Source organism: Lysobacter sp. BMK333-48F3, assembly GCF_019733395.1.
Classification (GTDB): Bacteria; Pseudomonadota; Gammaproteobacteria; order Xanthomonadales; family Xanthomonadaceae; genus Lysobacter.
Map to the genome: position 1 here is coordinate 3,021,726 of NZ_JAIHOO010000001.1, position 19,776 is coordinate 3,041,501.

At 71.1% G+C, this 19,776-nt stretch carries 16 protein-coding genes and 1 riboswitch; of the genes, 10 read left to right on the forward strand and 6 right to left on the reverse strand.

Features of this window, described 5'->3' with window-relative positions:
• Window positions 1-14: 14 nt before the first annotated feature.
• Window positions 15-1,259, reverse strand: a complete 1,245-nt coding sequence (gene phaZ / locus K4L06_RS12860; RefSeq protein ID WP_221673624.1) for a polyhydroxyalkanoate depolymerase — start codon at window positions 1,257-1,259, stop codon at window positions 15-17.
• Between the two features lie 319 nt (window positions 1,260-1,578).
• Window positions 1,579-2,187, reverse strand: coding sequence for a class I SAM-dependent methyltransferase (locus K4L06_RS12865; RefSeq protein WP_221671737.1), 609 nt, complete (start codon window positions 2,185-2,187; stop codon window positions 1,579-1,581).
• Window positions 2,188-2,355: 168 nt separating this feature from the next.
• On the opposite strand from K4L06_RS12865, the gene K4L06_RS12870 reads away from it, so the two are divergent.
• Window positions 2,356-2,778, forward strand: a complete 423-nt coding sequence (locus K4L06_RS12870) for a CopD family protein (protein WP_221671738.1) — start codon at window positions 2,356-2,358, stop codon at window positions 2,776-2,778.
• A 273-nt stretch (window positions 2,779-3,051) separates the two neighbouring features.
• Here the strand turns inward: K4L06_RS12870 and K4L06_RS12875 are convergent, their stop codons facing one another.
• The gene (locus tag K4L06_RS12875) at window positions 3,052-4,719 is read right to left on the reverse strand and encodes an alkaline phosphatase (protein ID WP_255595629.1); all 1,668 of its coding nucleotides are present in this window, start codon (window positions 4,717-4,719) and stop codon (window positions 3,052-3,054) included.
• A gap of 316 nt (window positions 4,720-5,035) precedes the next feature.
• On the opposite strand from K4L06_RS12875, the gene K4L06_RS12880 reads away from it, so the two are divergent.
• The 4 genes from K4L06_RS12880 to K4L06_RS12895 all read left to right on the forward strand — a co-directional run bounded on the left by K4L06_RS12880 (window position 5,036) and on the right by K4L06_RS12895 (window position 8,413).
• Window positions 5,036-5,449, forward strand: a complete 414-nt coding sequence (locus tag K4L06_RS12880; protein WP_221671740.1) for a helix-turn-helix domain-containing protein — start codon at window positions 5,036-5,038, stop codon at window positions 5,447-5,449.
• A 178-nt stretch (window positions 5,450-5,627) separates the two neighbouring features.
• Window positions 5,628-6,962: a dicarboxylate/amino acid:cation symporter gene (locus tag K4L06_RS12885; protein WP_221671741.1), complete on the forward strand. Its 1,335-nt coding sequence runs from the start codon at window positions 5,628-5,630 to the stop codon at window positions 6,960-6,962.
• 210 nt (window positions 6,963-7,172) lie between these two features.
• The gene (locus K4L06_RS12890; protein WP_221671742.1) at window positions 7,173-7,691 is read left to right on the forward strand and encodes a hypothetical protein; all 519 of its coding nucleotides are present in this window, start codon (window positions 7,173-7,175) and stop codon (window positions 7,689-7,691) included.
• On the forward strand, window positions 7,691-8,413 hold the full coding sequence (locus tag K4L06_RS12895) for a hypothetical protein (RefSeq protein WP_221671743.1): 723 nt from the start codon (window positions 7,691-7,693) through the stop codon (window positions 8,411-8,413). Before K4L06_RS12890 ends, K4L06_RS12895 begins: the two co-directional genes overlap by 1 nt.
• A gap of 22 nt (window positions 8,414-8,435) precedes the next feature.
• Here the strand turns inward: K4L06_RS12895 and K4L06_RS12900 are convergent, their stop codons facing one another.
• Entirely contained in the window at window positions 8,436-8,924 is a 489-nt protein-coding gene (locus K4L06_RS12900) for an 8-oxo-dGTP diphosphatase (protein WP_221671744.1), read from the reverse strand.
• 309 nt (window positions 8,925-9,233) lie between these two features.
• On the opposite strand from K4L06_RS12900, the gene K4L06_RS12905 reads away from it, so the two are divergent.
• A complete protein-coding gene (locus K4L06_RS12905) occupies window positions 9,234-10,643 on the forward strand; it encodes a pitrilysin family protein (RefSeq protein WP_221671745.1) in 1,410 nt (469 codons plus the stop codon).
• Between the two features lie 10 nt (window positions 10,644-10,653).
• On the forward strand, window positions 10,654-12,075 hold the full coding sequence (locus K4L06_RS12910; RefSeq protein ID WP_221671746.1) for a pitrilysin family protein: 1,422 nt from the start codon (window positions 10,654-10,656) through the stop codon (window positions 12,073-12,075).
• A 93-nt stretch (window positions 12,076-12,168) separates the two neighbouring features.
• On the opposite strand, the gene K4L06_RS12915 is transcribed toward K4L06_RS12910, so the two are convergent.
• Entirely contained in the window at window positions 12,169-12,615 is a 447-nt protein-coding gene (locus K4L06_RS12915; RefSeq protein ID WP_221671747.1) for a hypothetical protein, read from the reverse strand.
• Window positions 12,612-13,025 carry a hypothetical protein gene (locus tag K4L06_RS12920; protein ID WP_221671748.1) on the reverse strand — a complete coding sequence of 138 codons (414 nt, stop codon included), beginning with the start codon at window positions 13,023-13,025 and terminating at the stop codon, window positions 12,612-12,614. The genes K4L06_RS12915 and K4L06_RS12920 overlap by 4 nt, the downstream gene beginning before the upstream one ends.
• Before the next feature lie 115 nt (window positions 13,026-13,140).
• Here K4L06_RS12920 and K4L06_RS12925 point away from each other — a divergent pair, with 115 nt between their 5' ends.
• The 3 genes from K4L06_RS12925 (at window position 13,141) to K4L06_RS12935 (ending at window position 19,709) form a co-directional block, all read left to right on the forward strand.
• Window positions 13,141-13,740 carry an NAD(P)H-dependent oxidoreductase gene (locus K4L06_RS12925; protein WP_221671749.1) on the forward strand — a complete coding sequence of 200 codons (600 nt, stop codon included), beginning with the start codon at window positions 13,141-13,143 and terminating at the stop codon, window positions 13,738-13,740.
• Between the two features lie 2 nt (window positions 13,741-13,742).
• Window positions 13,743-14,237, forward strand: a complete 495-nt coding sequence (locus K4L06_RS12930; protein ID WP_221671750.1) for an acyl-CoA thioesterase — start codon at window positions 13,743-13,745, stop codon at window positions 14,235-14,237.
• 613 nt (window positions 14,238-14,850) lie between these two features.
• A riboswitch (cobalamin riboswitch) is annotated at window positions 14,851-15,127 on the forward strand.
• Between the two features lie 193 nt (window positions 15,128-15,320).
• On the forward strand, window positions 15,321-19,709 hold the full coding sequence (locus K4L06_RS12935; protein WP_221671751.1) for a cobaltochelatase subunit CobN: 4,389 nt from the start codon (window positions 15,321-15,323) through the stop codon (window positions 19,707-19,709).
• Window positions 19,710-19,776: the final 67 nt, after the last annotated feature.

Sequence of the window (19,776 nt, forward strand, 5' to 3'; positions counted from 1 at the left end):
CCGGATTGCGCGGCTCAGCGCGCGTACTTGGCGATGAAGTCGCGCACCTGCGGATACACCTGGTCGCGCCAGCGGCGGCCGCTGAAGATGCCGTAATGGCCGGCGCCGGCCACGGTCAGGTGCTCGCGGTCGGCTTCGGCCACGCCGGTGCACAGGGTGTGCGCGGCGCGGGTCTGACCCTGGCCGGAGATGTCGTCCAGCTCGCCCTCCACGGTCAGCAGGGCGGTGTTCTTGATCGCGCTCGGGTCGACCCGCTCGCCGGCCACGTCCCACAGCCCGCGCGGCAGCAGGTGCTGTTGGAACACCACCCGGATGGTGTCCAGGTAGTACTCGGCCGGCATGTCGAGCACGGCGTTGTACTCGTCGTAGAAGCGGCGGTGCGAATCGGCGTCTTCCAGGTCGCCCTTGAGCAGGTCCTGGTAGAAATCCCAGTGCGACTGGAAATGCCGCTCCGGGTTCATCGCCACGAAGCCGCCGTGCTGCAGGAAGCCCGGGTAGACGCGGCGGCCGCGGCCGGGGAAATTGGCCGGCACGTGATGGATCAGGTTGCCTTCGAACCACCACAGCGGCTTGTGCACGGCCAGGTCGTTGACCTTGGTCGGGCTTTCGCGGGTGTCGATCGGTCCGCCCATCATCACCAGCGAACGCGGCGTGGCTTCGCCGCGCGCGGCCATCAGCGACACCGCCGCCAGCACCGGCACGGTCGGCTGGCAGACGCTGATCACGTGCAGGCGCTCGGCGCCGATCAGGCGGATGAAGTCCTGGATGTAGGCGACGTAGTCGTCGAGGGTGAAGGCGCCGTCCTCGATCGGCACCATGCGCGCGTCGACCCAGTCGGTGATGTAGACCTTGTGGTCGCGCAGCAGGGTCTTGACCGTGTCGCGCAGCAGGGTGCTGTGGTGGCCCGACAACGGCGCGACCACCAGTACCGGCGGATCGTCCTTGAGCTCGGCGATGTTGCCGGCGTCGTCGGCGTAGCGCTTGAAGCGCAGCAGCCGGCAGAACGGCTTGCGCTGCATCTCGCGCTCGATCACCGGGTAGGCGTTGCCGTCGATTTGCACCGAGTGGATGCCGAATTCGGGCTTCTCGTAGTCCTTGCCGACCCGGTACAGCAGCTCGTAGCCGGCGGCCAGGCGCGAGGCGCCGGGCAGCGACGACAGCCAACTGCCGGGCGCGGCGAACATCTTCGCGCCGGCGTCGGCCCAGTAGGTCATCGGGGCCATCCAGGCGCGGCCGAGTTCGTGCATTTGATAAAGCAGCATCGGGTCGGACTCTCAGTGGCGGACGAACTGGCGCCGGAGCGTAGCGGTTCCGGCGCGGGCGGTTTGCTGCGGCGCAGCATAGCGGATTGCGACGAGGGTCGCGTGAATGGCGCGGTGGCGGCGATCGCCGTTCCAGAATGTGATGAGACGCCGCTCGGCTGCATGCCAGGGGTAGGAGCGGCGCGAGCCGCGACCGCCATCTTGCCGGTCGCAGCGTGGGGGGAATGCCTGATCGTCGCAGCCAGCAACGTCGATGCGATGGCGCGGTCGCGGCTTGCGCCGCTCCTACCCCGAGCGGGACGCCGCCGCTGCTCGCTCAGTCGGCGGTTTCCAGCGCCGCGGTGTCGCCGCGCAGGGCCGGGCCCAGCCACAGGTGCGAGCCCAGCGCGGCGAAGCCGTGCGCGGCGAAGCGCTCGCGATAGAAGCGCGCCGGGCGGCGCTTGAAGCCGTCGGTGTCGCCTTCGATGCCGTCCTCGCGGGCGAAGGTTTCCAGGAAGGCGACGCCGCCGCACAGCTCGGCCAGGCCGGGCAGGCCGCGATCGAGCTCGCGCGTGTCCAGGTAGTGCATGACGTCGCTGCAGATCAGCAGGTCGACCGGCGCGCAGGGGCGCAGGTACTGGAAGTCGCCGAAGCTGGCCAAGTGCAGGTTGCGGCTGCGACCGAAGCGCGCAGTGGCGTACTGGCTGGCGTCGAATCCCAGATACTGCGCGCGCGGCCGCAGCTTCAGCAGCGGCGCGCGCCACACGCCCTCGCCGCAGCCGATGTCGAGCACGCTGCGTACGGGACGCTCGAGGTGGTACTCGGCCGTGGCAACCGCCAGGGCGACCTTGCGCGCCAGGCGCGCGGCGCCGCCGATGGCCTGGGCCTTGAGCGCCGGGTCGCGGTACCAGCGCTGGAAGTAGTCGGCGTCGTACTGTTTGCTCATGCGGGGCGTGGCTCGGCGGCGGGCGTGGCATCCTAACGCGCGCCGCGCCCGCGCGCAGGACGCCCCGGCCGCGACCGTCGCGCGCGGGCCCGCAGCGGGCCGCGGCGACGGCATCGCTCGTTCTCCCCTTCGCCGTGCCAGCCTCGCCAGCCCGCCCAGGAAACCGCCATGAATGCCTATCTGTTGACCAAGACCTTCCATCTGGTGTTCGTGATGGCCTGGATGGGCGGGGTGTTCTACCTGCCGCGGATCCTGGTCAACATCGCCGAAGCCGGCGACGAACCCGCGGTGCGCGCGCGCCTGGTGCTGATGGGGCGGCGGCTGTACCGCTTCGGCCACATCATGTTCGGCCTGGCCGCGATCCTCGGCGGCGTGTTGTGGTTCGTGTTCCACATGAGCGGCGGCTGGCTGCACGCCAAGCTGACCGTGGTCGCGGCGATGTTCGCCTTCTACATCGTCAGCGGCCGCTGGCTCAAAGGCGTCGACCAAGGCCGTCCACTGCCGTCCTCGCGCGCCCTGCGGGTGTTCAACGAGATTCCGGTGTTCGCCCTGATCGCGGTCGTCTGGCTGGTGTTGGCTAAGCCGTTTTGAGCTTTTGGGGCCGGGAATGGGGAATCGGGAATAGCGAATCGGGAATAGGGAATCGTTTAAAGCTAAAAGCTGAAGCCATGAACGAGAATGGCGACCTTGGGAGGGTCGCCGTTTTGCTGTTTCTTCGCCTTTGGCTTCTGCTGTTCCCCCCTTGAAAAAGGGTGAGAGCGTGCGCTTGCGAACCGCCAGGTTCGCGCACGATCGAACGCCAGCAGGCTGTGCCTGCTGGCCGGACGGGCAGGAGGGATTTGCCGTTGCCGTTGCTCTTGCGCCTCAACGCGCCTTGAAGTCGTCCGGCTTGGGCAGCGTCACCGGCACCTGGTTGGCGTCGCAGTCGCCCTTGGCGCACAGCGCTGCGCGCAGGCTCGGCATCGACTGCAGCAGGAAGTGGTAGATCGCGTTCTGCTCGACGCTGCCGCGCACCGCGGCGCTGCCGGGGCCGCGCGCCCAGATGCCGACGTCGTCGCCGCCGTGGGTTTCGGCGTTGGTCGGCACCAGCGCTTCCTGCATGAAATCCGGATGCTCGGTGTCGACCCGGCTCAGGTCCGGCCGGCCCTTGGCGATCTCTTCGAAGCCGCTGGCGGTGTGCGGGAAGGTGTGCGGGCCCTCCGGCTGCTGCGCGCTGGCGCCGGTATAGCCCGGGCCGTTGCTGTAGCTGAGCGTGGTGTAGGGCCGGCCGAGCGCGTCGCGGGCGTATTCGTTGGCGTCGCCGTCCTCGCCGCTGGTGCCGCGCACCTTGCCCAGCATCGGGTTGCCGCGGGTCGGGTAGCCGACGAAGCTCAAGGTGTGCGAGTGATCGGCGGTGACCAGGATCAGGGTGTCGTCGGCCGAAGTGGCGCGGTCGGCGGCGGCGACCGCCTCGCTCAGGGCGATGGTGTCGGTCAGGGCGCGGTAGGCGTTGCCCATGTGGTGGGCGTGGTCGATGCGGCCGCCTTCGACCAGCAGCACGAAGCCCCGGTCGCCCTTGATCGCCTTCAAGCGTTCGATCGCGGCGACGGTCATCTCGGCCAGCGACGGCTCGCCGGCGCGGTCCTGCGGACGGTCGTGGCTGAACTGCATGTGGTCGGGTTCGAACAGGCCGAACAGCGGCCGGTCCTTGGGTGCCGCGGCGAACTGCTTGGCGTTCCAGACATAGGCGCCGTCGGGGTGGCGCTGTTTCCAGGCCGCGATCAGATCGCGGCCGTCCAGGCGCTGGCCGACCTTGTCGTCGTACTCCGGATCGCGCTGTTCGACGGTCATGAAGTTGCCGCGGCCGCCGCCGAGCAGCACGTCCGGGCCGGTGCCGAACGGCGACTCGATCATCTGCCGGGCGATGTCGACGCAGCCTTCGGCCTTGGCCTTTTCCGGCAGGTCCATGTCGTTTTCCCAGTTGCGGTCGGCCGAATGGCTGAAGGTCGCGCCCGGGGTGGCGTGGGTGACGCGGGTGGTGGTGACCACGCCGGTGGCCAGGCCGCTGCCCGCGGCCAGTTCCCACAGGGTCAGCATCGGCGCCTTCAGCGCTTGCGCGCAGTCGCCGCGCAGCCCCTTCTGGCCGATGCTGAGCACGCCGGCGCGGGTCTTCACCCCGGTCGCCATCGCGCTCATGGTGCCGGCCGAGTCGGGGGTCTGCGAGTCGGTGTTGTAGGTCTTGCTGAGCGCGGTGGCCGGGAAGCGTTCCCAGCTCAGCCGGTTCTCTTCGCCCGGGGCGCCGCGCTGCTGGCCGGCGAGGATGCGCGCGGCGGCGACGGTGGTCAGGCTCATTCCGTCGCCGACGAACAGGATCACGTTCTTGGCCTTGGCCGCGCCGGCGCCGCGCTGCGCGGCCTGGGCGGCGCCGTCGCGATACCACCAGGCCGGGGTCTCGTCCTGCGGATGCTGGATCGTCGGCACATCGACCACAACGCCGGCCGAAGGCGCATCGGCGCGGGTGGTCGGCGCGGCCGCCGCGCAGGCAGTCAGCAGCGCGGGCACGAGGAGGGCGGAGGCGGAACGCAGCTTGGGCATCGGACGGCCGGACTCAGGACGGACAAGCGGCCGATTATGCCCCGGGCGTGTGACGGCGCGAGAGCGCGGCGGGCGGGTGGGTTTGCGGGACAAGGCGGGAAAGCCAGCGCCGGCCCACCGATGCGCCGGAGACGACAAGGCCGAACGCTATCCCGACTCCCGACTCCCGACTCCCGACTCCCCAATCCCCATTCCCCATTCCCCATTCCCGATTCCCGATTCCCGATTCCCGAAAGCTGTAGCGACCTGCCCCCGCTTGTAGCAAGCTTGCCCGATGCGCCCGCTGCACCATCCCGCCACCGAAGACATCGAGCTGACCGCCGTGCTGTACGCGCTGGCCGACCCGGTGCGGCTGCGGCTGATCCGCGGGCTGAGCCGCGACAAGCCGGTGTCCTGCGTCGGCGCCTGCGTCGAGGACGAGCTGCCGCGCGCGACCCTGTCGCGGCACTTCGACGTGCTGCGTTCGGCGGGTCTGGTGCGTACGGTCAAATCCGGAACGCAGTATCTCAACACCCTGCGCTGCGACGATCTGGAACTGCGCTTCCCGGGCCTGTTGCGTGCGGTGCTGGCCGGTTGCGGCGCCGCCGCGGCCGCCGCCGGGCCGGCGCCGAAGCCCGCGGCGAAAGCCTCCGCGGCCACCCGCCGCCGCGGCGCGGCGCGCTCGCCCGCGGCCAAGGCGCGGGGCTGACGATGCACCGGCGCGCGCGGCGATTTGCCGAAGCGGTCGCTGTTCATGACGTTTGGTTGCCGGCTTATGCCGCCGGATTAGCCGGGGCCGCCGCTAAGCTGTTTATCGTGGCGTCCCGCCATCGCCGGGCCGCCTCGCGCGGCACGGCGCCTCTCTCGACTTCACTGGACGATACGCCATGACCGCAGTGTTCCAGGCCTGGTTCCGCATTCCGTTCTGGCAGCGCGTGGTCGCCGGCTTCGTGCTCGGCGCGCTCGCCGGCTGGGCGTTCGGGCCCGCGGCCGAAACCTGGTTCGGTCCGCTCGGCGATCTCTACGTCACCCTGATCAAGATGATCGCGGTGCCCTTGGTGTTCTTCGCGGTGATCAACGCGGTGGCCTCGCTGCACGGGCAGAAGTCGATCGCCGCGCTCGGCGGCCGCACCTTCCTCTGGTTCGCGATCACCGCGGTGCTGGCGGTCGCGGTCGGGCTGGCGGTCGGCACCGTGCTGCAGCCGGGCACCGGAGTGATCGGGCTGGCGGTGGATTCGGCTTACAAGCCGCGCGACGTGCCCAGCGTGACCCGGGTGCTGCTCGACGTGGTGCCGAGCAATCCGTTCTATGCCCTGACCGGCATCGGCACGACCAAGAACGCCGCCGGCGACACCGTGCTGGCCGCGGGCAAGGGTTCGATCCTGCCGGTGATCTTCTTCGCCGGCTTGCTCGGCTTCGCGATGGTCAAGCTCGGCGAGAAGGTCGCCGGCGTGCGCAAGCTGGTCGGCGAAGCCAGCGACCTGATGATCCAGGTCACCCGCTTCGTGCTCGAAGTGACCCCGATCGGCACCTTCGGCCTGATCGCCGGCCTGGTCGGCGCCTACGGTTTCGAAAAGCTGCTGCCGTTGGGCAACTTCGTTCTCGCCCTGTACCTGGCCTGCGCCCTGCACATCGTCGTGGTCTACAGCGCGCTGCTGCTGGCGCACGGACTCAACCCGCTGAAGTTCTTCCGCGGCGCCGCGCCGGGCATGCAGGTCGCGTTCGTCAGCTCGTCGAGCTTCGCCGCGATGCCGGTGGCGATGCGCTCGATCACCCACAACCTCGGCGTCAACAAGGATTACGCCGCGTTCGCCTCGCCCTTGGGCGCCAGCATCAAGATGGACGGCTGCGGCGCGATCTACCCGGCGCTGTGCGCGGTGTTCATCTCGCAATACACCGGCACGCCGTTGAGCGCCGATCAGTACTTCATCGTCCTGATCGCCTCGGTGCTGGGCAGCTTCGGCACCGCCGGCGTGCCGGGCACGGCGGTGATCATGGCCACGGTGGTGCTCAGTGCGGCCGGCCTGCCGTTGGAGACCATCGGCTATCTGTACGCGATCGACCGCATCCTCGACATGATGCGCACCATGACCAACGTCACCGGGCAGATGCTGGTGCCGGTGCTGGTGGCCAAGGAAACCGGCCTGCTCGACCGCGCGGTCTACGAGGCGGCGCCGACCAACGTCGGCATCGAGGACGGCCCGGAGCAGGGCCGTACCTGATCGAACCGGACGGCCCGTGGCCGTCCGCCGCGCGCCGTCCGCGTCCTTCGGCGGGGCGACGCTGCGTCCAAAGGCCGTGGCACATTCGCGCCGGTTTGCGGCATCATCCAGCCCTCGCGACCGACACGGAGTGCTGGGATGACGGCAGGGACGTCGACAGGAAACAGCGCCAGGACGGCGCGCGCAGCGATTCGCCTGGCCGGCGCCGGGATGGCCTTGGGCCTGGCCGCCTGCGCCAGCGCGCCGCCGGCGGCCGAGGCCGATGCGCGCTCCGGCGCGGTCGGCGTGCGCTCGATCGACAAGCAGTTGCTCGACGCCGATCGTTTGTCGCTGGCGGCCAACGAAACCTTCCAGATGCCGCTGGCCGAGGCCGGCAACGCGGTGCCGGCCTATCCCGAGGATCTGCTCGCGCAGCGGCTGGGGCCGCAGACGGTCTGCCTGAACCTGGCCATCGGCGCCGACGGTGCGGTCGCCGACAGCCGCCCGGTCGAGCGTGCCGAGGGCTGTCCGGCGCCGGACACGGTCGACCCGCGCTTCTTCGCCGCGGCCCGGCGCACGGTCGCGGATTGGCGGTTCGACCCGGCGTTCCGCTGCGTCTATCCCGGCGCCAAACCCGCCGACGAGCAGGGCTGCGTCAGCGGCCGCGAGGAGCCGGTCGCGGTCAGCCTGGCGTTCCGCTTCGTGTTCGAGCAACTCGACGGCCGCGGCCTGGTCCGGATCGGCGGCTGATGGCGACTTTGCGCGAGAGCGAGCCGTCGTTCGGCGTCGCGCAGGCGCCGATGCAGGACGAAGAGCGCCGGCGTCTGTCGCGCTTCGCCGGCCTGGATCGGCCGGCCTCCGATGCCGGCCTGTGGCGGCGCGTGCTGCGGCCCTGGTTGAGTTTGATCCCGGCGAGCCTGCTGCTGGCCTGGTTGGCGCAGCGCGCGGCGCTGCTGCCGGTATGGCTGGAGGGCCGGCTGGGCGCGGCGCTGGCGGCGTACCTGAGCGCGAGCGGGCTCGGCCTGCTCGGCTACTGGCTGTGGCTGCGCCGTCGTCGCGTGCAGTGGCGGCGGCGCGTGCTTGGGCCGTACCTGGCCGATCTGGACCGCGGCGATGTCGAGGAAGAGCGTTACGCCTTCGACGCCTGCAAGTCCTGGCGCGAGCCCGAACGCGGTGCGGTGCTGCACCTGCTGCGCATCGACGCCGAGCACTGCCTGGCCGTGCACGATTATCGCGACCAGGACTATGCAGACTTCCCGGCCGGCGAAGCGCCGCGACGCCTGTTGCGGCCGGCGCGGCGCGCGGTGTTGCGGCGCGCGCCGGTGTCGCGGCTGGCGCTGTCGCTGCGCTTCGACGACGACGCCTTCGCCACCGTGGTGGAGGACGGGCCGTACAGCGATCGTTGGCCGCCGAACCGGCAGGTCTGGCGGGTGCCGTGGGATGAGATCGAGCGGCGGCTGATGGCGGCCTGAGTGGCGCGCGCCGGCCGGGCGCTCAGATGCGCGAGTAATTCCACGACTGCATGCGCCCGTCGCGATACGGCATGACGCCGTGGAACGGGCGCGGATCGGCGTCGAACACCAGCGGCAGGAACTCGCGGTCGCCTTCCCACATCGGCAGCTCGTGCAGGCGATCGATCGCCACCCATTCCAGCGCGCCTTCCGCGTTGCTGGCCGGCGGGGTGCCGGCGAAGGCGGTGATCACGAACACGAAGCCCAGCCAGTCCTCGCCGTGCTTGCCGAAGCCGGGCCAACTGATCGTGCCGCGCAGGTTCATCGCCAGGCACTCGATCCCGGCCTCTTCGCGGATCTCGCGGCGCATGCCGGCGACCACGTCTTCGTCGCGCTCGAGCTTGCCGCCCAGGCCGTTGTACTTGCCGAGCTGGTGATCGTCCGGGCGCGCGTTGCGATGCACCATCAGCACCTGGCGGCCGTCGGGCGAAAGGACATAGCCGAGGGTGGCGACGATGGGCGTATACGGCATCGGGGGTTCCTGGGGGGAGCGTGCGGACGTGGCCGGCGGCGGACGGGCAGAGTGCGGCGCGGTGGCGGACGCGGGCCGCACAGTGTCGGCGATCCGTCGCGTCGAGGCCAGGACGTCGATATCGGGACGTCCGGGCAAGGACCGTCGCCAACGCAAGCCGCGGCGAATGCCCCACGTGACTTCCGACCCATGTTTTTGCTCCGTTCGCTCGCCGCGCCGTTCCGGGTTGGCGTGCGGCCGCCTCGGTCACGTAGCATCGGGGGCCCGCCGCGGTTGCCGGCGGACCATTCGACCAGTAAGGAGACATCCATGCGCAAGCGTCATCTGAGCGTGTTGCTGGCCGGTCTGGCCACGATCGCCAGCGCCGCGTCCGCCACCGCGCACGCCGCCGAGAGCGATCGTTGGCAGGTGCCGGTCGCAGTGAAGAAACTCGACAACGGACTGACCGTGGTCGTATCCCAGGACCGCACTTCGCCGACCGTCGGCGTCAGCGTGGTCTATCATGTCGGCATGCGCCTGGAACCGCGCAACCGCACCGGCTTCGCCCACCTGTTCGAGCACCTGATGTTCCAGGGCACGCCGGTCGCGCCCAAGGGCGTGTTCGACAACGTCATCAGCGGCGGCGGCGGGCGCAACAACGGCTCGACCCGCGCAGACTTCACCAACTACATCGAGGTCGCGCCGGTATCGGCGCTGGACCGCATTCTGTGGCTGGAAGCCGACCGGATGAAGACCCTGGACTTCAACCCGACCACGCTCAAGAACCAGCAGGACGTGGTCAAGGAAGAGATCCGGGTCAACGTGAAGAACAAGCCCTACGGCGGCTTCATGTGGATCGACATCGCCCAGCAGGCGTTCCAGAAGTGGGAGAACAACCACGACGGCTACGGCAGCTTCGAAGACCTGGAAAACGCCAGCCTCGACGACGTGCGTTCGTTCCACCGCGACTACTACGGTCCCAACAACGCGGTGCTCGGCATCGCCGGCGACATCAGCCCCGAGGACGCGTTCAAGCTCGCCGACAAGTACTTCGGCGCGATCCCGGGCCGGCCGACGCCGCAGGCGCCGGATTTCTCCGAAGGCCTCAACACCCAGGAAAAGCGCATCACCCAGAGCGACGCGCTGGCCCAGGTGCCGGCGCTGGCCGCGGCCTGGAAGATGCCCGCGCGCGGCAGCCGCGACCAGGCGCCGATGGCGGTGCTGGGCAACCTGCTGGCGGGCGACGAGGCCTCGCGCCTGTACCAGGGCCTGGTCAAGCAACGCCAGATCGCGATCAACGTCGATCCGCTGTACGGCCTGACCGATCCGTGGAGCTATAACGGCCCGACCCTGTTCACCCTGTTCGCGCTGTATCGCCCCGACAGCAGCGCCGACGCGGTGCTGGCGGCGATCGACGAGGAAGTGGCGAAGATCGCCCGCGAAGGCGTCGACGCGGCCACCCTCAAGCGGGTCAAGACCCGCATGCTGGCCGATTGGTACAACGGCCTGGAAAGCTTCATCGAACGCGCCGATACGGTCGCGCGCATGCAGACCCTGTGGGGCGATGCGCAGGTGGTGAACAAAGTGCCGGGCTGGATCGAGGGGGTGACCTCGGCCGACCTGCAGCGCGTCGCCAAGACCTACCTGACCCGCGCCAACCGCACCGTGATCGACCGCCGTCCGGCGGCGATGATGCAGGGCGCGGCCAAGCCCGCCGCCGCGCCGTCCGGCCAGCACTGAGGAGACGACCATGACGATCCATAAGACTGTGCTCGCGCTCGCCACCGCGCTGGTCCTGTTCGGCAGCGGCGCCGCCGTGGCCGGCCCCGGCGTCAAGTTGCCCGCGCAACTGCCGCCGCTGGCCGCCGACAAGGCCCTGCCGGTGCCGCAGATCGCCCAGAAGACCCTGGCCAACGGCCTGCAGGTGTGGGTGGTGCCGCGCCAGGGCGTGCCGCGGGTGGACTACGTGCTGGCGGTGCGCAACGCCGGCCTGGCCGCCGATGCGGCCGACGCGCCGGGCTTCGCTTCGTTGTACGCCGGCCTGCTGACCCAGGGCACCGCCAAGCGCGATGCCAAGGCGATCGCCGAGGCGGCGCAGGGCTACGGCGGCGGCATCGGCGCCAGCGCCGCCAACGACGGCATCCAGCTCAGCGCCAACGCGCTGCCGACCCAGGCCGAGCCGATGCTGCGCCTGCTGGCCGAAGTCGCCCAGCAGCCGACCTTCCCCGACGGCGAGGTCAAGCTGGCCCAGGCCAACGCCCTGCAGGGGCTGAAGGTCGCCCAGTCGCAACCGGGCTTCAAGGCGACCCAGGCCCTGCTCGCTACCACCTTCGGCGACCACCCGTACGCACGGGTGCAGCCGACCGAGGCGGCGATCGCCGCGGTCACCGCCGAGAAGGTGCGCGCCGAACATCTGCGCCGCTTCCGTCCCGACCGCGGCCTGCTGGTCATCACCGGCCGGATCGCGCCGGAGCAGGGCTTCAAGCTCGCCGAAGCCGCGTTCGGCGGCTGGAAGGCCGAAGGCGAGGCGATCGCCGACGCCGCGCCGGCGCGGCGCGAGGCGCCGGCGAAGCGGGTGTTCGTGCAGCGCGACGGCAGCGTGCAGTCGGCGGTCCGGCTGGGCCATCCGGCGATCGCCGCGACCGAGCCGGACTACGTGCCGGCGCAGTTGGCCGGGATCGTGCTGGGCGGCGGTTTCAGCAGCCGGCTGATGCAGAACCTGCGCGAGGACAAGGGCTATACCTACGGCGCGCGCGGCGGCCTCAGCGCGATGCGCGCCGGCGGCCTGGTCCAGGCTTCGGCCGACGTGCGCAACGAGGTCACCGGCGAGGCGATCAAGGAGTTCCTGTACGAGTTCGGCAAGCTCAACGACTACAAGGTCGATGCGCCCGAGCTGGAGGACACCAAGCGCTACGTCGCCGGCGGCTATCTGATCAACAACCAGATGCAGGGCGCGGTCGCCGCAACCCTGGCCGGCAACTGGCTGGCCGGGCTGGCCCCGGAGTTCCTCGGCGAGTACGTGCCGAAGGTGCGCGCGGTCGGCGCCGAGCAGCTGCAGGCGATGGCGCGCAAGTACTACGCGCCGAAGGACTTGTCGATCATCGTGGTCGGCGACGCCAAGGCCCTGGGCAACCAGCTCAAGCCTTACGGCGAGTTCGGCGCCAGCCCCTGATCGCGGCGGTTTGAACAGCGACGAAGCCCCGGCCGCGAGGCCGGGGCTTTTCGTTTGCGTTCGCTCAACCGTCGGCGGCCCCGGCCGCTGCGCTCAGTTCTCGCCGAACCACTTCAGCACCACGCCGACCGCGAGCGCGGCGAACAGCAGGCCGGCGGCGCCGTAGATCAGGCCGTTGAGGAAGAATCCGTGGCCGCCGGGAAAGGCGCCGACGATCGCCCCGGTCAGCGCGGCGTAGACGGCGTAGACCGGAACGAACACCAGCCGCGCCAGCCATTGGCCGCGTTCGCCGCGCTCGGGCGCGGGTTGCAGCGGCCGGCCGGTGGCGGCCCAGCGCAGCGCCATGCGCGCCAGCACGAACGGCGCGATCAGCATCGCCAGCGCTTCCAGCGCCTTGTAGCCGACCACCAGGCCGACTGCGAGCATGCCGCCGCCGATCCACATCGCAGTGTCGTCGCCGGGCGCACCAAAGCGGGCCAGGCCGGCGCCGAGGGCGAACGCGGCGACGAACACGCCGAATCCGTACAACACTTGCTTCATGCGCTCTCCTTCGAGCGGCGCGCGATCGTGCGGGCGCCGAGCCAGCTGGCCGGCAAGGGCAGCAGCAGGCCGGCGATCAACATCCACAGCGGGTGGGCGAACATCGCGTTGACCGCGATCACGGCGCAGACGATCAGCGCGCCGACGGTCAGGGCCGCGCCGCGCCGGTGCCGGCGCGAGATCAGCGCCGCGACCAGGCCGCCGGCGTAGCCGCCGACGGTCCAGCCGGCGACCACCAGGGCCAAGGCCGCGAACGGCGCGCCGGCCACGTGCGCGGCCCAGGCCGCCATGTCGTTCGGGTCGGCGCCGGGCGCGAACGGGTGCAGGCGGGCCGAGCCGAATTCGAACAGCTTCATCGTCGCCATCGCCGCCAGCATGCCGACGAGCACTGCCAGGATCGTACGTGCCATGGTCCGCGCCTCCCCAGGGTCGGTGGCCGCGAGCATCGCGCCGCCGCCGTCGCCGCGCAAGCTCCCGCTGCCGGAAGGGCTCGCGCATAATTCCCGCTTCGCCACGGAGCCCGCCATGTCCGCCGCCATCCCGTCCGCCGCCCCGCGCCTGCTGGCTTTCGCCGGCAGCCTGCGCCAGGGATCCTTCAACCGCCGCCTGATCCCGGTCCTGGCCGAGGGCGCGCGCGCCGCCGGCGCGCAGGTCACCCTGATCGAGCTGCGCGACTATGCGTTGCCGGTGTACGACGGCGACATCGAGGCCGAAGGCATGCCCGACAACGCGCGCCGGCTGCAGGCGCTGATGGCCGAGCACGACGGCCTGCTGATCAGCACCCCGGAATACAACGGTTCGATGCCGGCGCTGGTCAAGAACACCCTGGACTGGATCTCGCGGCCGCTGCCGGACGGCGTCTCCGGCACCAGCCTGTTCGCCGACAAGGTCGCCGGGATCGTTTCGGCCTCGCCGGGTCCGCTCGGCGGGCTGCGCTCGCTGCTGGTGCTGCGCGACGCGCTGGCCAAGCTCGGCCTGCTGGTGGTGCCGCAGCAGGTCGCGGTCGGCCAGGCCGGCGACAAGCTCGCCGATTACGGCCAACTGAGCGACGAACGCCAGCGCGAGGCCGTGCAGCGGGTCGGCGCGGCGGTGGTGCGGCATATCAAGGTCGTACGGGAGGGCTGAGCATGAAAGGGCAGCAACGCGAATTGAACCTGCGCTTCCTGGCCCAGCCGACCGACGTCAACTACGGCGGCAAGGTCCACGGCGGCATGGTCATGAAGTGGATCGACCAGGCCGGCTACGCGGCCGCGGTCGGCTGGAGCGGCAAGTACAGCGTCACCGTCGCGGTCGGCGGGATCCGCTTCGTCGCTCCGATCCGGATCAGCGACCTGGTCACCGTGCACACCAAGCTGATCCACACCGGCACCAGCAGCATGCATTTCGCGGTCGACGTGAAGGCGCGCGACCCGGGCCTGGACGACGGCGTGGCCGAAGAGCGCCTGTGCACCCACTGCGTGATCGTGTTCGTGGCGATGGACGCCGACGGCAAGCCGACCCCGGTGCCGACGTGGACCCCGCTGAGCGAGGACGACAAGCGCCTGGCCGAGTACGCGCTGAAGATCATGGAGCTCAGCAAGGGCATCGAGGCGACGGTCGAGCGTTACGTGCACGAGGGGTGAGGGGAGGAGGGGGCTTGCGGGTTCGCTGTGGATCGGCGCTAAAAGCAAATCCCCCGCGCTGCGGACATCGCTCGGCAACCCGCTTGCGCCGGGCGCTGGCCCCCTTTTTCAAAGGGGGCGATCGATGACGCGCTCGGTTCTCGGTGGCTCGATGCTCAGTGGCCCAGTGGCTCGGTGGCTCGGTGGACCGAAGGACCGCTTTTGCTGTTCCCCCATTTGGAAAAGGGTGAGAGCGTGCGCTTGCGAAGCGCCAGGTTCGCGCACGATCGAACGCCAGCAGGCTGTGCCTGCTGGCGTTCGATCGTGCGCGAACCTGGCGCTTCGCAAGCGCACGCTCTCACCCTTTTCCAAATGGGGGAACAGCAAAAGCGGTCCTTCGGTCCACCGAGCCACCGAGCCACTGGGCCACTGAGCATCGAGCCACCGAGAACCGAGCGCGTCATCGATCGCCCCCTTTGAAAAAGGGGGCCAGCGCCCGGCGCAAGCGGGTTGCCGAGCGATGTCCGCAGCGCGGGGGATTTGCTTTTAGCGTCCACCACGATCTCCGTCGGCCCGACACACCGACCGCCTCCATACCCCCGCGTCCGCCCCGCGCCGGCGCGCTGTGCTAGATTGCGCGCGCTTTGCATCTGGTGCCGCTTCGCCGTCCGGCGACGCGGTTAAACGGGAAGCCGGTGCGTCCGCGATGCCGCGGACCAGTCCGGCGCTGCCCCTGCAACGGTAGGCGGGTAAAGCATCGGCACGTCGGCGACGGCTCCCGGGACGCGATCCAGCGCCTCGATCCGCGCCCGCCACAGCCACTGGAGCGTCCGCTCCGGGAAGGCGCCGATGCGCCGGGTTCGTCCCGGCCCCCGCAAGCCCGGAGACCGGCCGGTGCGTATGCGGTGGACGTCGCGGAGGGCGGCGTCGCGCGCCCGTGCACCGGGTCCGTGGCCTGCCTCTGCGGTTTCGTTCGCCTCCTTCATCAGCTCCGCACAGGGCGTGCGGCGAGCGAGGCCGTCGATGCGTGTTGCGCGTGGGTTTGTCGGGCGTGGGTTCCGTGAGCGGTTTCGTGGGCACGGATTCGAAGGACTGTGGCGCGCCTTGGGCGCAGCGGCCCTGTTGCTGTTCGCCGCCGCCGCGCCGGCCAAGACCGTGTTCGGCGTGGTCTCCGAGCGTGCCGCGCCGGAAGCGGCCGAGGCCGCGCGCGAACTGTTGGCCACCCGTCCCGGCGACCGCATCGTGCTGCGCACGCCGCAACAGCTCGAAGCCCTGGACCGCGAACAACTGCGCGCACTGATCGGCGCCAGCGACGCCGTCGTCGCGGTGGCGTTGTTCGGCGAGCAAGGCGTACGCCTGCGCGAAGCGGCGGCCTGGCTGCGCCAGCGCGGCCGCGGCCCGCAGCGCCTGTACGCCTTCCATGGCGAAGCCGGCCTGACCCAGGCCAGCCATCGCGAGCGCCATGGCCTGGGCGCGTTCAGCGCCGCCGAACTGATCCGCGTCACCGCCGAGACGCCGCCGGCCGAACTGGTCCAGCGCGCCCGCGCCGACGCCTTCGCCGGCGAGTGGCTGGACCTGCGCGCGCTGTGGCGCGAGGGCGGCAGCCGCAATCTGCAGCGCAGCTACGCCTTCCTGCTCGACGGCGGCGCGGTGCCGGCGGCGCAGCCGCAGCCGGATCTGGTGCTGCGCCAGAACGGCGCGGTGGTCGCCGCGCCGGCCGCCGATACCCGGCCGTTGCTGGCGGTGCTGGATCTCAACAACGCCGACGTCGCCACCGGCGACGCGCTGTGCGCACAGGCGCAGGCGCAGGGCCTGGCCTGCCTGGGCCTGTACGCGCGCTGGGGTGAGGCTTCGCTGCAGGCGGTGCAGAACCTGCGCGCGATGCTCGGCGCGCAGCCGCTGGCCGGGCTGGTGGTGCTGCAGGACTTCGTGGTCGGCGCCGCCGAAGGCCGCGACGCGGCGACCCGCGCGATCGCCGCGCTCGACGTGCCGGTGTTCAAGGCGATCCGTCTGCTCGACCGCAGCGAAGCGCAATGGCGCTTGTCCGGCGACGGCCTGCCGGCTTCCAGCGTGCAGTATCGGGTGGCGATGTCGGAGCTGCAGGGCAGCAGCCAGCCGATGGTGCTGGCCGCGGCCGGCGCGCCGCGCATCGACCCCCTGACCGGGGTGCGCCTGCAACGGCCCGAACCGCTCGGCGGCGAGATGCGCGCCCTGGTCGAGCGCGCCCAGCGCTGGCGCGCGCTGCGCGCCAAGCCGGCGAGCGAACGGCGCATCGCCCTGATCTACTACAACCACCCGCCGGGCCGGCAGAACATCGGCGCCGACAACCTCGACGTGCCGGCCTCGCTGCACGGCATGCTGCGGGCGATGCGCGCCGGCGGCTATCGCGTCGACGACTTGCCGGCCACGCCGGAGGCCCTGCTCGACCGGATGATGCAGACCGGCGTCAACACGCCCGAGGACGGCGGCGAACTGGCGGCTATGGCGACCCAGACGACCACGCTGTCGGGCGAGGATTACCGGCGCTGGTTCGCGACCCTGCCGGTAGCGGTGCAGGGCGAGGTCAGCGACGGCCCGCTGGCGCGCCTGCAGGCCCAGGTCGCGCTGGCGCGCGCCGGACACGAGACCGGGCTCGGCGAGCGCCGGGTGCGCGATGCCGAGCGCGAACTGCTGCATCTGCTCGAAGGCATCGACCACCCCGCGCGCGACGCGGCGCTGAGCGAGTTCCGCAGCCTGATCCAGGCGCATCTGCGCTGCCTCCAGACCGAGGGCGCGGCCGCCGACGCGCCCTGCGCCGAAGCCGAGGCTTCGCAGCGCCGGCTGCTGGCGCTGCAGGTGCCGGGCCTGCGCGGCTGGGGCCGCGCGCCGGGCAAGGTGATGGTGCACGACGACACCGTGGTGCTGCCGGGCCTGCGCCTGGGCAACGTGTTCCTCGGCCCGCAGCCGCCGCGCGGCTGGGAAGTCGACGAGGAACTGCTGCACGCCAACACCCAGATCCCGCCGCCGCACCAGTACCTGGCCTACTACCACTGGCTGCGCGATGTGTTCCGCGCCGACGCGATCGTCCATATCGGCCGCCATTCGACCTACGAATTCCTGCCCGGCAAGGCGGTCGGGCTGGCCGAAGACGACTACTCGCGGCTGATCGCCGGCGACGTGCCCGGGATCTATCCCTACATCGTCGACGGCGTCGGCGAAGGCACCCAGGCCAAGCGCCGCGGCCTGGCGGTGATGGTCGACCACCTGACTCCGCCGCTGGCGGCGACGCCGCTGTACGACCGCTTGCTGACCCTGCGCCAGTTGGTCGAAAGTTTCGAGAGCAGCAGCAGCGAGCCGCTGCGCGCCCAGGCCGCCAGCGAGATGCGCGCCCAGGTCGAGGCGCTGCAACTGCGCGCCGAACTGGAAGCGAGCATGGCCGACGTGCTCAAGGTGCGCGGGATCGGCTTCGAGCAGGCCGACGACGACCTGCTCGCGCACGAGATCGGCCATTACCTGACCAAGCTGCAGGAAAAATTCATGCCGCACGGCCTGCACGTGTTCGGCCAGGCCTGGGATGCGGGCCAGCTCGACACCATGCTCGACTCGATGCGCGGCCTCGGCGAGCGCGACGCGCTGCGCGGCAAGCTGCTGGAATCGCCGCCGGCGGAAATGGCCGCCTGGCTGCACGGCCTGGACGGCGGTTTCGTCCAGCCGGGCAAGGGCAACGACCCGCTGCGCGCGCCCGAATCGCTGCCGACCGGGCGCAATTTCCACGGCCTGGACGGCGACGTGCTGCCCTCGCCGCTGGCCCAGCGCCTGGGCGCCGAACAGGCGGCGCGGGTGCTGGCGCGCAGCGACGGCCGCAGCGGCAGCGAGGGCGTGGTGCTGTGGGCCTCCGACGCGGTGCGCGACGAGGGCGTCATGGTCGGCTTCTCGCTGGCGCTGATGGGCGTGCAGCCGCGCTGGAACGCGCGCGGCATCGTCCAGGGCCTGGAGCTCAAGCCGATGCCCAAGGGCCAGCCGCGCCGCGACGTCATCGTCACCACCTCGGGCCTGTTCCGCGATCTGTACCCGAACCTGGTGCTGCTGCTCGACCGCGGCGGCCGCCTGGCCTTGGCCGCCAGCGCCAAGACCCTGCGCGCGCAGCGCCCGGAACTGGCGCCGGCCTTGGCGGCGGCGCTGGCGCCGCTGGGCGAACAGGTCGAGTACGGCGACGAAGCGGTGGCCGGCAACGGCGTCGCCCGCGAATGGCTGCAGCGCACCGATAGTTTGCGGACCCAGGGCGTGGCCTTGGCCGACGCCGGCCGCGAGGCGGCCTGGCGCATCTTCGGCGACGCGCCGGGCGCGTACGGCGCCGGGGTCAATCGACTGACCGAACGCTCCGGCGCCTGGAGCGAGCGGCGTCAGATCGGCCGCGCTTATCTCAATCGCATGGGCCATGCCTACGGCCTCGACGCCGACGGCAGCGCCGCGCATCGCGCGTTCGAGATCGGCCTGGGCCGGATCGAGCGCAGCTACCACGGCCGCGCCTCGCACCTGTACGGCCTGCTCGACAACAACGACGCCTTCGATTATTTCGGCGGCCTGTCGCTGGCGGTCGAAACCCTGACCGGACGCGTGCCGCAGGCGCAGGTGCTGTACAACGCCGATGCCGAGCGCGCCGATGTCGAGCCGCTGGAAGCGGCGCTGTTGCGCGAGTTCCGCGGCCGCTACCTCAATCCGGCCTGGATCCGGCCGCTGATGAAGCACGGCTACGCCGGCGCGCGCACGGTCAGCCAGGAATTCCTGGAAAACCTGTGGGGTTGGCAGGTGACCCGGCCGGACGTGATCCGCGGCTGGGCCTGGGACGAAGTGCAGAGCGTCTACCTCGACGACCGCCACCGCCTCGGCGTCGCCGACTTCCTCGATCGCGGCCACGCCCAGCAGGCCAAGGCGCACATGCTGGCGCTGATGCTGGTGGCGGCGCAGAAGGGCTACTGGAAGACGCCCGACGCCAACGTCGCGCGCCTGGGCGAGCAACTGGCCGCGCTGATCGCGCGCAACGGCTTGCCCGGCAGCGGCCATGCCGCGCCGGACCATCCGCTGTGGGGCTGGCTGCAGCCGCGCCTGTCGCCGGCGGCGCGGGCGCAGGTCGCCGAAGTGCTGGCGCGCGCGCGCGGCGAGCGCGGCGCGGTGTCGACCTACGCCCGCGGCGAAGCGGCGCGGGCGCGGCAGGCGGCGGTTCGGGAAGCCGCGACGGATGCGCCGAGCCAGGCCGCAGACGTCGCAGCGAACCGCCCGTCGCCGTCGGTGCCGCCGCGCAAACCGCAGCCTGCGGCCAAGCCGGCCGGATCGACGCCGAAGCCGACCGAGCCGGCGCGCGACGAACGGGTCAGCGAACTGTCCACCCTGGCGCCGGTGGCGCTGGTCCAGCGCCATCCGTTGCCGTCGGCGCTGATCGCGCTGGCGATCGCGCTGCTGCTCGGCTTCGGCCTGCGCCGCGGCCTGGCGGTGCCGTCGGCGCGGGCGCGGTGACGATGGAGCGCAGCTTGCCCTGTGCGTGCGCGGCGAAGCAGCGAGGGCCCGCAGGGCCGCGAGCGAT

Bases quoted from the DNA above. Each gene is read 5' to 3' on its own strand.
- K4L06_RS12920 (WP_221671748.1), bottom strand. From the start codon at position 13,025: ATGGCACGTACGATCCTGGCAGTGCTCGTCGGCATGCTGGCGGCGATG.
- K4L06_RS12880 (WP_221671740.1), top strand. From the start codon at position 5,036: ATGCGCCCGCTGCACCATCCCGCCACCGAAGACATCGAGCTGACCGCC.
- K4L06_RS12915 (WP_221671747.1), bottom strand. From the start codon at position 12,615: ATGAAGCAAGTGTTGTACGGATTCGGCGTGTTCGTCGCCGCGTTCGCC.
- K4L06_RS12865 (WP_221671737.1), bottom strand. From the start codon at position 2,187: ATGAGCAAACAGTACGACGCCGACTACTTCCAGCGCTGGTACCGCGAC.
- K4L06_RS12930 (WP_221671750.1), top strand. From the start codon at position 13,743: ATGAAAGGGCAGCAACGCGAATTGAACCTGCGCTTCCTGGCCCAGCCG.
- K4L06_RS12885 (WP_221671741.1), top strand. From the start codon at position 5,628: ATGACCGCAGTGTTCCAGGCCTGGTTCCGCATTCCGTTCTGGCAGCGC.
- K4L06_RS12905 (WP_221671745.1), top strand. From the start codon at position 9,234: ATGCGCAAGCGTCATCTGAGCGTGTTGCTGGCCGGTCTGGCCACGATC.
- K4L06_RS12895 (WP_221671743.1), top strand. From the start codon at position 7,691: ATGGCGACTTTGCGCGAGAGCGAGCCGTCGTTCGGCGTCGCGCAGGCG.
- K4L06_RS12925 (WP_221671749.1), top strand. From the start codon at position 13,141: ATGTCCGCCGCCATCCCGTCCGCCGCCCCGCGCCTGCTGGCTTTCGCC.
- K4L06_RS12890 (WP_221671742.1), top strand. From the start codon at position 7,173: ATGGCCTTGGGCCTGGCCGCCTGCGCCAGCGCGCCGCCGGCGGCCGAG.
- K4L06_RS12910 (WP_221671746.1), top strand. From the start codon at position 10,654: ATGACGATCCATAAGACTGTGCTCGCGCTCGCCACCGCGCTGGTCCTG.
- K4L06_RS12870 (WP_221671738.1), top strand. From the start codon at position 2,356: ATGAATGCCTATCTGTTGACCAAGACCTTCCATCTGGTGTTCGTGATG.
- K4L06_RS12900 (WP_221671744.1), bottom strand. From the start codon at position 8,924: ATGCCGTATACGCCCATCGTCGCCACCCTCGGCTATGTCCTTTCGCCC.